Origin of the sequence: Sulfurimonas sp., assembly GCF_014859695.1 — a bacterium.
Classification (GTDB): domain Bacteria; phylum Campylobacterota; class Campylobacteria; order Campylobacterales; family Sulfurimonadaceae; genus Sulfurimonas.
The window spans coordinates 33305-46193 of the sequence record NZ_JACUTS010000007.1 but is presented as its reverse complement, the minus strand read 5'-3'; the positions used below and the strand labels follow the sequence as shown (position 1 = coordinate 46193).

Sequence of the window (12889 nt, the reverse complement as noted above, 5' to 3'; positions counted from 1 at the left end):
CATGCTCAGAGAATATTTTTTCGGTTATAGTTTGTCCCATGACGTATAATTCCTTCACTTTATTTGTATCTGCTATTTTTTTGCAATTATACCCATTTTCTTTTTAACCCACAAAATGGTAGGATTGCAAAAAAAGTGATAAATATGCAAAACAGCTATAAAAGAGTGGACGCTCACCTCTCAAGTCTAGGGTACTGCACAAGAAGTGAAGCAAAAAAGTTTTTGAGCAAAAACCTAGTATGCATAGAGGGCGTCAGGGTTTTTGATGTAAGACAAAAAGCTTACCACAGCGACATTACGGTTGAGGGTGAGAGACTTGATGATGAGAGATTGGTTATTTTGATGAATAAGTCAAGCGGAGTAATCTGCTCTCATGATGACGCTGGAGTACTTATCTACTCTCTGCTTCCACAGCGCTGGCAAAGAAGAAATCCAAAGATTTCTACCATCGGAAGATTGGACGCAGACACTACGGGTGCAATTCTCTTAACGGATGACGGGGAGTTGAATCATAAATTAACCAGTCCAAAAAGCGATGTGGTTAAAGTGTATGAAGCTACTCTTGCAGAACCTTTGAGAGGGGATGAGGCAGAGATTTTTGCAAGCGGGTCTCTTATGCTAAGGGGAGAGAAAAAACCGCTTCTTAGTGCCAAAATGGAGATAACAGAGCCAACTTTGGTAAGGTTGGAGATTTGCGAGGGAAGATACCATCAGGTAAAGAGAATGTTTGGTGCAGTAGGAAATAGGGTAGTCGCACTTCACAGACTACGTTTTGGAGAGTTTAGTGTTGATGGCATGGAGCCATCAGAGTATAAGATTATAAATCTTTCCTAACATCCAAATCGGAAATCTCGTATCTTAGAACCTTTTTCATATATTCGGTTGAACAGAAAAATAATGCTACAAAAATAGGGTTGATTTTTACGCAATCCTCCTCAATTGTTTCAAATATTTTAAAGCCAAACCCCTCAAAATCTTCAGAGTTTTTAACCCTTACGCTAAACTCTATCGGCGCTAAAGTTTTGACCATGTTTAAAATCTTTTTTTTCTTTTTTTGACTATCGCTTTGAAGAAGATTAAAATCTGGATTTTCTGAGCTTCTATGTGAGCGAATAGCCTCTTCTAAAACATCAAATTTATCTTTAAAAACTATTTTATTCCATTTTATATTGAGCTCTTTTGAGTCAACTTTGCAACTGCTGCTGATTAAAGCGTTTGGTTTTTTCTCTTTTATGGCTTCGATGAGTCCTAAAAGAAAATTGACTCCTCCGACACTCTCTACACACTTTTGCATCAAAAGGTGTATGATTGCTTTGGTTTCTTCATTATGTTTGTTAAAATTACACATTGGTTTTCCTATTTTGTTTCAATGTATAATTATAGCTTAAATATTATATAAGCACAGTTTCATTTAAGCTTATTCAAATAACAAAACTAATACCATAACAGAAGTAAAAGAAGACAAAAAATGTCTTAATTAAAAACAACTCGATAAAACAAGGTTAAATATGCTAGTTTATTTAGATAATAATGCCACAACAATGGTTGATCCATTAGTCGTTGAGGCGATGGGACCATTTTTTAGTGAGATTTACGGTAATCCAAACTCGCTACATAAATTTGGTACTGCTTCACATCCTGCACTTAAAAAAGCGATGGATCAAGTTTATATGGCGCTTAATGCAAGTGACAATGATGATATTATTTTTACGTCATGCGCAACCGAATCAAATAACTGGGTTTTAAAATCTGTTTATTTGGACCATATAGTAAACGGCGATAAAAACCATATTATTACAACAGAGGTTGAACATCCATCAGTTTTGGCGGCATGTAGAGCGCTTGAAGAGGAGGGCGTAAAAGTTACTTATCTACCCGTAAATAATCAAGGTGTTGTAGAAGCTCATGTTGTCAGGAGTTTTATAACTGACAAGACGGCTTTGGTCTCTGTCATGTGGGCGTCAAACGAGACGGGCATGATTTTTCCTATTAAAGAGATTGGCGAAATATGTAAAGAGAAGGGTGTTCTTTTCCATACAGACGGAGTTCAAGCAGTTGGAAAAATTCCTGTTGACCTTCAAGATGTACATGTTGACTTTTTATCTATGAGCGCACATAAATTTCACGGCCCTAAAGGGGTAGGCGCGCTCTATATTAAAGATTCACAGCCGCTCTCTCCGCTTCTACATGGCGGCGAGCATATGGGTGGAAGACGCTCAGGAACACTCAATGTTCCATATATCGTGGCGATGGGTAAGGCAATTGAGCTTGCAACTACAAATATAGAGGAAAAGATAACTTCAATAAGAGCAAAAAGAGACCGCTTGGAAGATGCTCTTTTGGAGTTAAGTGATACTTTTGTTGTAGGCGATAGAGACAACAGAACACCAAATACTATACTCATATCCATTAGAGGTGTCGAGGGTGAAGGTATGCTTTGGGATCTAAACAACGGTCAAATCGGAGCTTCTACAGGTTCGGCTTGTGCAAGTGAAGATCTGCAGGCAAATACAGTTATGCTTGCAATCGGCGCAGATAGCGAACTTGCTCATACCGGCATTCGTTTAAGCCTTAGCCGTTTTACTACAGACGCAGAGATTGACTACACGATAGAGCACTTTAAAAAAGCAGTTTTCAGACTTCGTGCAATTTCAAGCTCATTCGCAAAAGTAGGACCGACTCCCGGTGGCGAATCAAAAGAGTGTGAGCTGCATCACCATTGATTGCCAAGCAATCAATAGCAATTCTTTGTTAAATGAAAGTATAAATTTCTGACACGAACGTGTCAAGCTTTAGTGCCATAGCGGCTAGCGAAGTAAAAGGGACGAGTTCCTTTTGCGGACAAATCAGGGAAAAAGGTTCCCTTGAATTTATGAAATAAATTATAAGGATATATAATGGCAAAAAATGACTTATTGGGGGCTTCTTTATGGGATGCTTACTCAAATAAAGTAACCACCTTGATGAATAACCCGCAACATCAGGGCGAGATTACGGAAGAGGAGGCTGCAGCACACGGCAACAGACTTATTGTTGCTGATTTTGGAGCTGAGAGCTGTGGGGATGCTGTGCGTCTTTACTGGGAAGTTGACCCAAAAACAGATGTTATCGTAAACTCTAAGTTTAAAAGTTTTGGATGCGGAACTGCAATTGCAAGTTCAGACATCATGACGGAGCTTTGTATTGGTAAAACCGTTCAAGAGGCTGTAAAGATAACAAATATCGATGTTGAGTTTGCTCTAAGAGACAACCCAGAGACTCCTGCTGTTCCGCCTCAAAAGATGCACTGTTCAGTTATGGCTTACGATGTTATTAAAAAAGCTGCAGGACTTTATCTCGGTGTTGATTCAGAGACTTTTGAAGAGGAGATAATCGTTTGTGAGTGTGCTCGCGTTAGTTTAAGAACTCTTCAAGAGGTTATTAGACTAAACGACTTGACAACTATTGAGCAGATTACGGATTACACAAAAGCCGGCGGTTTTTGTAAAAGCTGTATAAAACCTGGCGGACATGAAAAAAGGGAGTACTATCTAGTGGATATTTTAAGAGATACACGTCGTGAGATGGATGAAGAGAAGATGAAGGCGGCTGCGGATGCAGGCTCAAAAGGAAGTTTTGAGTCTATGACTTTGGTGCAGCAGATTAAAGCAATTGATGCTGAAATAGATGAGAGTGTTCGTCAGTTTTTAATCATGGACGGCGGCGACATGGAAGTAATCGACGTAAAGCCCGGTGATGAGTACATCGACGTATATATCAGATATTTAGGTGCATGTAACGGATGTGCAAGTTCTGCAACAGGAACTCTTTACGCAATCGAATCAACTCTAAAAGAGAAACTCTCTAAAAAAATCAGAGTTTTACCGATCTAATTCCTACTTTTTGTAGGGATTATGAAGCGGTGAATTCTTACCCATATATTTCGTATCTAAAACCGCAATTTCACACTCAAGCCAGATTTTAAACGCATCATATACTCGTTTTTGAGCCTCTTGTATCAAAAATATTGCATCATCAAAAGTTCCATTTCCCACATTTACCAAAAAGTTTGCATGTTGTGAGCTAAACTCCACCCCGCCCACTCTATAGCCTTTAAGTCCGACTGCTTCAATTAGTCTGCCTGCATAATCATTCTGTGGATTTTTAAAACAGCTTCCTGCACTCGGTGTTGAGGGTTGGTTGTCACGCATACCTTTAAACATTAAGAGCTTCTCTTTGTCATACCCGTACTCTAGCAAAAAAGTTGCTTCTAAAATAGGAGTTTTAATATTTGTAAACCTGTATCCATGCGCAATTTCTCTTTTTTGAAAAACACCGCTGCATGTAGTTATAAAGAGCAGATGATTAAATATCTCATACTCTTTAAGTCCTGCGTTCATATAGACCAAACCGCCTAAAGTTCCCGGCAGATGGGAGAGAAACTCAAAATTTGCAATATCGTATTTTTTGCAAAAAGAGGCTATTTTCCCCGAAGGCGTTGCAGCGCCGATCTTAAGAGTGTTCTCCTCTATCTTTATATAGTCATACTTCTTGCTTAGTTTTAAAAGAGGAGGAGGTTTTGTGCCCATTAAAATATTGTTACATGAGCCGATAATGTAAAAATCTTCATGGTCTTGGTTGCAATCTTCAAGCAGAAAAACATCTAAATTTCCGCCAATCTTAATGGAGGAGAATTTGCTGAAGTCCATTGTTTGGCTCTTCATTACTCTACAAAGGCTGGAATCATATTAAAAATGTTTAAAGAGAAGTCTGTCATTGCATTTAACATCCAAGGCATCGTTAATATTACAACAATAACTACGCCGATAATTTTAGGAATAAAGCTAAGAGTCATCTCATTAATCTGTGTAGTAGCTTGAAATATACTTACCGCCAAACCTATAAACATACCGGTTAAAAGACCGGGGAGTGCAAGCATGAGCGCTATTTTAAATGTTTCAATTCCCAGCGATACGAGCTTTGCTTCCATTATGAATTTCTTATCTCTTGATACTCGGTTGGTATCATAAAGTCTTCAACTTTTAGAGGAGAATCATAAAAACCGTTTTTGTAACCAATCTCAAAAAGTTTGTTTATAGCTTTATACTGTATTTCGCTCAGAGTTATGGAGTTGTCATTTGCGTAAAGTTCAAGATATTTATCCAAAGTAGGCGCATCTATGCGTACAAGATCCCTCTCAAGCAGCATTTGTGAGAGTTTATATTTGTGATCGCGCGCTACTTGCACTGCTCTTGTTAGGGTGCGCTCGTACTCTATGGCTCTGTTTAGAGGTATAGAGCGGCTAATCGCCATGCCTCCCAGGGGGAGAGGAAGCTCATCTCCTGCGAGTTCTTGCCAAATATCCCACATCTCTCTCTCAACTTCAAGCGCATCATTGTAGGTCAAAATGCTCTCATGAATAAGCACGCCCGCATCAACTTTTCCATCAAGAACAGCCTGCTCAATCTCCAAAAAGTTCATATATGTCACTCTGGCATCAGGGTAGGCAATGCGAAAAAGCATAGCGTTGGTCGTGTGTTTGCCGCTAAGAGCAACTTTGAAATTGCGTTTGAGTTTAGCACCTTTTTTTTTGATGAGTTTAGGTCCATAACCCTCTCCAAAACTAACGGCGGTGCTCAACAGAGCATAATCATCTCTTATATGAGGGTAGAGGGCAAAGCTTATGGCGACTATCTCATAAACTCCCTCAAGTGCTTTTTCATTTAGAGTTTGAATATCTTCGGCGATATTGTCAAATTTTACGCCATCCATATCTACCCAGCCAAACTTAATAGCATAATACATAAATACGTCATCAGCGTCCGGAGAGTGTGCAATAACTGTTTTTTTCAAATTAGTCGCCTATCTACTTAAAAATATAAACTAAATTTTAACCAAATAAGGATAAAATCCCACTAATTTTATATAGAATTTCTGTATAAAAATATGACAATTTGCAATATTTTAAAATAAAAATCAAAAGTTGTCGTACAATAAGTCTAAATTTAATATAAGAGAGTCAAATATGGACGCGAATAAACAAAAATCATTAGACTTAGCTATGAAGCAGATTGATAAGGCATTCGGCAAGGGCGCGCTTATGAGACTAGGCGATAAAGAGATAATGCCGATTGAGTCGATTAGTACCGGTTCTATCGGACTTGACCTTGCACTCGGCATCGGCGGAGTACCGCAGGGCAGAGTTGTCGAGATATATGGGCCTGAGAGTTCAGGAAAGACAACTTTGGCACTTCAAATAACGGCAGAGTGCCAAAAAGCCGGCGGTATTTGTGCATTTATTGATGCAGAACATGCCCTTGATGTCGGGTATGCTAAAAATCTTGGTGTTGATGTTGACAATCTGCTTGTTTCTCAACCGGATTACGGCGAACAGGCTTTAGACATAGTTGAGACTATCGCTCGCAGCGGCGCAATAGACCTGATAGTTATCGACTCGGTTGCGGCGCTTACGCCAAAGTCTGAAATAGAGGGTGAAATGTCTGACCAAAATGTCGGTGTTCAAGCACGTCTTATGTCAAAAGCTCTTCGTAAGTTAACGGGTATTTTGCATAAAATGAACTGTACGGTTATTTTTATCAATCAGATTCGTATGAAAATCGGTATGATGGGATACGGCTCGCCGGAGACTACTACCGGAGGAAATGCGCTTAAGTTTTACGCTTCGGTTCGTATAGATGTTAGGCGTATTGCATCTCTAAAGCAGGGCGAGAGCCAAATAGGCAACCGTGTAAAAGCAAAGGTTATAAAAAACAAGGTAGCACCTCCGTTTCGCCAAGCTGAGTTTGATATAATGTTCGGTGAAGGTATCTCAAAAGAGGGCGAACTTGTAGATTATGGCGTTAAGCTTGATATCATAGACAAGAGCGGCGCTTGGTTCTCTTATGGAGAGGCAAAACTCGGTCAAGGGCGTGAAAATGTCAAGGCTAAGTTTAAAGAAGACCCAGAAATGGCTCGCGAAATTGAAGAGAAAATAAAAGCGGCCATGGGCATAAACTCACTTATGACAATGGATACTCTAGAGATAGAGGATGCAGATTTATAATCCGCCCGTTAAGCGATATAAAATTAAAAATAATAATGACCTTATACGCTTTTCATAAAAGTACATAAAACATACCCTTGTAATTCTCGAAAAACAAAGTTTTTCGTAGCTTTAGGGGGTTGTAGGGACATTTGTCCCTGACACTGAAACGGACGCGTTCGTTTCAGTGTGTAACAAAAAAATAAGAAGGTAGATAAATAATGTTTATAGATAATGTTAGTGCAATAGAAGTGATGGATTCACGTGGAAACCCGACGGTAAAAGCTACAGTAGAGCTTAGTGATGGAACAAAAGAGAGTGCAATCGTGCCATCTGGCGCGAGCACTGGCAAGCGCGAAGCGCTGGAACTTCGTGATGGCGGCAGCAGATATATGGGCAAAGGCGTACTAAAAGCGGTAGAAAATGTAAATAGTCAAATTTCTGATGCTATTATCGGGCTTTCTCCGTTTAATCAAGCCGTAATCGATGCCACAATGAAAGAGCTTGATGGAACTGAGAACTACGGAAATCTAGGTGCAAATGCAGTTCTGGGTGTCTCTATGGCAGTTGCACGTGCCGCAGCAAAGAGTTTGGGTATCCCTCTTTACCGCTATCTTGGCGGAGCTAATGCTATGGTTATTCCTACGCCGATGCTCAACATTATTAACGGCGGTTCACATGCAGACAACTCAGTGGATTTTCAAGAGTATATGATTATGCCGGTCGGATTTGATGATTTTGCAACTTCACTTCAAGCCTCAGCAGAGGTTTACCACAATCTAAAAGCTATTTTAAAAGCAAAAAAACATAATACGGCTCTTGGAGACGAGGGTGGTTTTGCACCTGATTTAAGCTCAAATGAAGAGCCTATCCAGATCATTATGGAAGCGATAGAAAAGGCTGGGTACAAAGCAGGAGAGCAGATGGCAATCGCTCTTGATGTTGCGGCAAGCGAACTTGTTGCAGATGGCGGCTATAGACTAGAGAGCGAAAACAGAACAGTAACTTCTGCAGAGCTTGTTGATTACTATGTTGATTTATGCTCAAAATATCCAATCGTCTCTATCGAGGACGGCTTAAGCGAGGATGACTGGGACGGCTGGAAGATACTAACCGAAAAGTTGGGCGACAAAGTACAGCTTGTAGGTGATGATCTTTTTGTTACAAATGCTAACATCCTCAACGAAGGAATCCAAAAAGGAATCGCAAACTCTATCTTGATTAAGCCAAATCAAATCGGCTCGGTAAGCGAAACTATGCTTACTGTCCGCCTTGCTCAAAGAAACGGCTACAAGTGTGTTATGAGTCACCGTTCAGGCGAGAGTGAAGATGCTTTCATTGCAGACTTTGCTGTTGCACTAAACTGTGGCGAGATAAAAACAGGTTCTACTGCTCGCTCAGAGAGAACAGCTAAGTACAATCGCCTCTTAGAAATAGAAAATGAAGTTGTTTACGGTGAGTATTTAGGTTCAAAACTTTTCAAATAAGAGCTTTTAATGAGAGATGAAGAGCTTTACGAGGGAATAGACGACACGCAGAGTTTTACGCAAAAATATCTAGGTCTGTCTTTAGCAAAGTTCTTAATACTTCTTACATTTGTACTGGTAACAGGGGTATATATCGGCATACTTCTGTACGGAACCAATTCGCTAGAGGTTATGCTTGGACTTCAAGATTATGAGGAGTATCTGCAAAGTGAAATTAGCAGACTTAGAACTCAAAATGCAGAGCTTCAAAAAGAGTATTTTGAGTTAAAAGAGATTTCTGCAAAATAGCGCTTAATCTTGATATAATACACCATAGAAATCTCGAAAAACTTGTTTTTTCTAAAGAAACTTCGTTTTGTAGCTTTTAGGTATGCTAACCAATGGCATACTACATGGTAAGGGGGTTGTAGGGACCTTAAGTCCCTGCCACTAAAACGGACGAGTTCGTTTGAGTGTTTAACATTATAAGAGGGGTGACTTTGATTAGAGTTCTGTTTATATCTTTTTTGTTTTTTTTGCTTCTTGATGCTAGAGAGAATCCCTTCTTTGCGTCTGAGGGCGAGAAAGATATATTGATTACATCAAATAAAGATAGAGAGAGTGAGCCTCTAAAAAGAGCTACCATAGCCATTCCCTCACAAGCAAGAGTTCTTCAAAAGGTAACCGTGGAGTTTAAAAATCTTGACGGCTCTATTGAGAAAAAAAGTATAGAACTTAACAATGCCGTTGATTGGCACCTTCCTCTCTTTATCTCCCAGAGCTATGCCCAACAAGATAACAATACGCAGCCGCGAACTGCAGCTTCCACTCAAAAAAGTGTTCAAAAAAAAGAGACCTATCAAAAGATTGCTTCTATAAAATATGTTTCGCTCTTCTCATCTCAAAAGAGTTTAAAACTAGTAACAGAAGATGAGGCAATAAGAAATTTTTTGCTTGTCAATCCTCATAGGCTTGTTATAGATTTCAAAAGAGACAGCAGCATTAAAAGTTACATTAAAAAAGTTCCAAACAATATCTTCAATGAGGTAAGAATCGGAAATCATGACGGTTACTACAGAGTTGTTGTGGAGTTGGATGGACTCTATAGATATAATTTTAAAAAAATTGTTGATGGCTATCTTATAGAGTTAAAGTAACTCTTAAAAGTAGAGGTTTAGATAGACTCTCAAGCTATCCTCTTTATTATTTACTTCTTGTTTGCCTCTCTCTTTATAGTCATATTTAAACTTTATTTGAGTGTTTTGCGAGACTCTAAAGCTTTGTGAGAGAGCAACCATATTTTGTTCCTCACCGTTATCGTACCATCTTCTAGTAGCTTCAATATTAGTGCTCATTGAGTTATATCTGTCAAAAACGACACCGACAGAACCGCCTATTGCAGATTTTGCTTTTCCGCCGAGATAAAAAAGCGGATCAGCCATGATGTAAGTGTAGCCAAGTTTATTTCCCCAGCTCAGTCCTACGCCTACAGTACCTATGAAATTTGCTGTAGACTCAAGAGAGTTTCTATCCCAGCCAAACTTTGTTCTCCAAGAGAGGCTTTCAAAAAAGTGAGATCTTTGTGCAAGAGAGACAATAGAGAGAATGGTTGCATCTTCAACCTCTAAGTCACTCTTTGAGTAGGAGAGCTCAAGATTCATAAACTCAATTTGAGTGCCTCTTAAAAATCCATAGTTACTATCTTCTAGGTCATGATATGCGGGGCGAACACCTAAAAAGCCAATAGCGTTACCATCTCTGGAGCCGGCGCCGATGGTTGCTCTTATAGCTCTATGGCTCTCAATGGGATTTGGAGGGGTTTTTATATCCAGTTTATCTCCCTGCCCAAGTTTTGCTCTTGCTTTTGAGAGCTCATGGAAGAGCTCTAAGTATCTCTCTTTTTCTATTTTGCTTTTGCTAAATTTGTACTCAAGCAGCTCTATTGAGGCTTCTAGAATATATTTTTTCTGCTGCACTTCAATATTTAAATTTGTTAAAACATCATCTAGTGAGATGTCCAAATCTACCAGTTGTAGCGGGAGGTGGATATTTTTTCTCTCTATAAGTTCCTCATATTTTAAAAGAGTGGTTCTTTTTGATGGTCTGAAAAACTTATCTTTAATGATGTTTTCTAGATTTGCGACATGAGCAGTCTCTAGAGGAATTACCTGATAGTTAAAATACTCTCTGAGGTGTAGCGACGGTCTTGCAACCTCTAAGAACCAGAGCATGTTGTATGAGCAGTTTTCGGTAAAAAAATAGTAGTATGAGTGTGTTTCGTTGAGCTCCCAGATATGCTCTATCATTCTGCGCGTCTCATCTTCGCTAAAATCAAGATCATACTCCCAAATGTCTCTCTGCTCGCTATCTCTATACTCTTTGAGTTTGTCATAGTATGGAAGCAGCGAGTATCTTCCGAAGTATCCTCCAAAGAGACCCTTGATTGCAAAAAGTACGGCATTCTCTTCATCCGGATTTGCATCTGCAGCGTAATTTACGGCATAAGAGAGAAGTTTAGAGTCATATACCGAGTTAATACGTAAAAATGTGTGTCCAAACATGGAAGCTGGAGAGTTTATGTGGGCTGATGGGAAAACAAGAGTTACAGATTTTGGCTTTAGTCTCTTGACGATGGCATCATACTTTTCACATTTCACTTCAGGAAGGTTTGAAATAGAGAGTTTTTCTTTTAGCCAGGCTTTTCTTGCAGGAAATCTGCATGCAGTTGCGTTGTCATCAAAAGCAGTCTCATTCAAAAGCGCATCAATAGTGGCATTAAGTTCATCTTTTGCATCTGTTTTGCCGTTGGGTGATAAAAAAAATCTCTCATCGTCTATCTCGCTTCTGCCGTCTTGCATATGCAGCAGCAGATTCCAGTATCTTGAGTCCGATAGATTTAGTTCTTGCGCTTTTTGTTTATAAAGATCTGAAGAAGCATTCAAAAGAGAGAGAGAAATAGTAAGTAGCAAAAATAATTTGTTTAAAATAGGAAGTTCCTGAAGTTGATGTTTAGAAGAGCAAAATCAAACGAAAAAATTCGTTTGATTTTGACTTTTTTTAAAGAGTTGTTGTAGAGATATTGTCAAGTACATCAGCCATTTTTACATCTTGGCTAGTGTAAATTTTGTTGTAGTTCTCTTGTAGAGATGCAGAGAAAGTAGCTTGGTCGGATACCTCTAAAAGTTCTGCCAACGTATCGATGCTCTCTCCATGTCCGATTGCTATCTCTTTAGCAAGTTGATCCATATTTGAAGCAACAAACTCTTCAGCTTGTCCATTCATTACAAATTGAGTTTTTTGGCAACCCAAAGTTCCTGAAGTTATACCGAATGTCTGGTTGCCTGAAGTACCGTTTGTCGTAGCTTGAAGAGCCAATAACACAGCTGTTGAATCATCTTTGATAATCATAGAACCAAGACCACAACCAGTCTGAGAGTTTACGCCTGCCATTGCAGATGAGCTTAGTGCTATAACTGCCGCAAGACTAACTAGAATTTTTTTCATTGAACTTCCTTTTATTTTAAGATCAAACTATTGTAAGATTTATTAGCTTAACTAAAAATTAGTTTTTGTTAAGTTCTGCATCTTTCCAATATTTTGTTCCTTGAACAGTAGCTTGAAGCGCTAAGCCGTTTTGTGTTAGTTTATAGAGTCTTACGCCTGGAGCAACAGTGATTGCCGCATTAAGTGAGCCGCCGCTCTCTTCATACTTTGCAGCAGCATCTGCTTGCGCGTTTGCTTCCCAGCCAGAGTTTACAAAAGTGTCATAAGCTCTTTTGTTCTCAAAGAGAAAAACAGCTCTAAAATCTTTAACTCCAAGCCCAAGCCCTAAGCCGCCGGACGCCATGTTCATGTAGGTGTTGATACCTGTCCTGTTGTTATGTGCCATCCCTTTTCCGCCCTCTGCCGAGAAGAGAACTAGATTTACTCCGACGTTACTAAATGTTGCATATCCGTAAGAGCGGAGCACAATTTTTCTAGCCTCAGGTGCATATTTATAGAGCAGTTGCATTGTTTGGTTGCTGGCAATGATACGATCTACTCTCTCAAGCCTGTTCTCTTCGCGTATCTCTCTTTTGCTCTTTCCCGACCAAAATCCAGAAAATATGAGAGCTATTAGAAGTAAGCCGACGATTAGTTTTAGGTGTTTCATTGTGCAAGCCTTTAGCGCTACTCTAAGTTTATAGCAATAATAATATCATAATTTATTAAAATAGGTAAAGTCTATAATTGATGTTACGCACTAAAACGAACGCGTCCATTTTAGTGGCAGGGACAAATGTCCCTACAACCCCCTAAAGCTACGAAAAAGTATCTTTTTCGAGAATTATAAGGTGTTCTACAAACTTTTTTACAAAAGTGCGTAAGGTCAGTTTATAATCTAAAATGATATTATTACAAA

At 39.2% G+C, this 12889-nt stretch carries 14 protein-coding genes; 7 read left to right on the top strand and 7 right to left on the bottom strand.

The window, feature by feature from the left end; translation table 11 throughout:
- Positions 1 to 144: 144 nt before the first annotated feature.
- Positions 145 to 834, top strand: a complete 690-nt coding sequence (locus IBX42_RS02950) for a 16S rRNA pseudouridine(516) synthase (RefSeq protein WP_294928575.1) — start codon at positions 145 to 147, stop codon at positions 832 to 834.
- Here the strand turns inward: IBX42_RS02950 and IBX42_RS02945 are convergent.
- Positions 818 to 1348, bottom strand: a complete 531-nt coding sequence (locus tag IBX42_RS02945) for a hypothetical protein (RefSeq protein WP_294928571.1) — start codon at positions 1346 to 1348, stop codon at positions 818 to 820. The genes IBX42_RS02950 and IBX42_RS02945 overlap by 17 nt on opposite strands.
- 160 nt (positions 1349 to 1508) lie before the next feature.
- On the opposite strand from IBX42_RS02945, the gene IBX42_RS02940 reads away from it, so the two are divergent.
- Positions 1509 to 2723 (top strand): NifS family cysteine desulfurase, encoded by a 1215-nt coding sequence (locus IBX42_RS02940; protein ID WP_294928568.1) that lies wholly within the window; start codon positions 1509 to 1511, stop codon positions 2721 to 2723.
- 174 nt (positions 2724 to 2897) lie between these two features.
- Positions 2898 to 3872 (top strand): iron-sulfur cluster assembly scaffold protein, encoded by a 975-nt coding sequence (locus IBX42_RS02935; protein WP_294928565.1) that lies wholly within the window; start codon positions 2898 to 2900, stop codon positions 3870 to 3872.
- 3 nt (positions 3873 to 3875) lie between these two features.
- On the opposite strand, the gene IBX42_RS02930 is transcribed toward IBX42_RS02935, so the two are convergent.
- The 3 genes from IBX42_RS02930 to IBX42_RS02920 are packed head-to-tail and all read right to left on the bottom strand — an operon-like array spanning position 3876 to position 5832.
- Positions 3876 to 4703 (bottom strand): UDP-N-acetylmuramate dehydrogenase, encoded by an 828-nt coding sequence (locus IBX42_RS02930; protein WP_294928562.1) that lies wholly within the window; start codon positions 4701 to 4703, stop codon positions 3876 to 3878.
- Positions 4703 to 4969: a flagellar biosynthesis protein FliQ gene (gene fliQ, locus IBX42_RS02925; RefSeq protein ID WP_294928559.1), complete on the bottom strand. Its 267-nt coding sequence runs from the start codon at positions 4967 to 4969 to the stop codon at positions 4703 to 4705. Before fliQ ends, IBX42_RS02930 begins: the two co-directional genes overlap by 1 nt.
- Complete coding sequence (locus tag IBX42_RS02920) at positions 4969 to 5832, bottom strand: MqnA/MqnD/SBP family protein (RefSeq protein WP_294928556.1); 864 nt, start codon at positions 5830 to 5832, stop codon at positions 4969 to 4971. Before IBX42_RS02920 ends, fliQ begins: the two co-directional genes overlap by 1 nt.
- Before the next feature lie 172 nt (positions 5833 to 6004).
- Between IBX42_RS02920 and recA the strand changes: the two genes are divergently transcribed.
- The 4 genes from recA to IBX42_RS02900 all read left to right on the top strand — a co-directional run bounded on the left by recA (position 6005) and on the right by IBX42_RS02900 (position 9644).
- The gene (gene recA, locus IBX42_RS02915; RefSeq protein WP_294928553.1) at positions 6005 to 7042 is read left to right on the top strand and encodes a recombinase RecA; all 1038 of its coding nucleotides are present in this window, start codon (positions 6005 to 6007) and stop codon (positions 7040 to 7042) included.
- 200 nt (positions 7043 to 7242) lie between these two features.
- Positions 7243 to 8508 carry a phosphopyruvate hydratase gene (gene eno, locus IBX42_RS02910; protein WP_294928550.1) on the top strand — a complete coding sequence of 422 codons (1266 nt, stop codon included), beginning with the start codon at positions 7243 to 7245 and terminating at the stop codon, positions 8506 to 8508.
- A gap of 9 nt (positions 8509 to 8517) precedes the next feature.
- Positions 8518 to 8796, top strand: a complete 279-nt coding sequence (locus IBX42_RS02905) for a hypothetical protein (RefSeq protein WP_294928547.1) — start codon at positions 8518 to 8520, stop codon at positions 8794 to 8796.
- 191 nt (positions 8797 to 8987) lie between these two features.
- On the top strand, positions 8988 to 9644 hold the full coding sequence (locus IBX42_RS02900; RefSeq protein WP_294928544.1) for an AMIN domain-containing protein: 657 nt from the start codon (positions 8988 to 8990) through the stop codon (positions 9642 to 9644).
- Positions 9645 to 9647: 3 nt separating this feature from the next.
- On the opposite strand, the gene IBX42_RS02895 is transcribed toward IBX42_RS02900, so the two are convergent.
- The 3 genes from IBX42_RS02895 to IBX42_RS02885 all read right to left on the bottom strand — a co-directional run bounded on the left by IBX42_RS02895 (position 9648) and on the right by IBX42_RS02885 (position 12640).
- Positions 9648 to 11456 (bottom strand): DUF4105 domain-containing protein, encoded by a 1809-nt coding sequence (locus IBX42_RS02895; RefSeq protein ID WP_294928541.1) that lies wholly within the window; start codon positions 11454 to 11456, stop codon positions 9648 to 9650.
- Between the two features lie 88 nt (positions 11457 to 11544).
- Entirely contained in the window at positions 11545 to 11991 is a 447-nt protein-coding gene (locus IBX42_RS02890) for a DUF3015 family protein (protein WP_294928538.1), read from the bottom strand.
- A 58-nt stretch (positions 11992 to 12049) separates the two neighbouring features.
- A complete protein-coding gene (locus IBX42_RS02885) occupies positions 12050 to 12640 on the bottom strand; it encodes a hypothetical protein (RefSeq protein ID WP_294928535.1) in 591 nt (196 codons plus the stop codon).
- Positions 12641 to 12889: the final 249 nt, after the last annotated feature.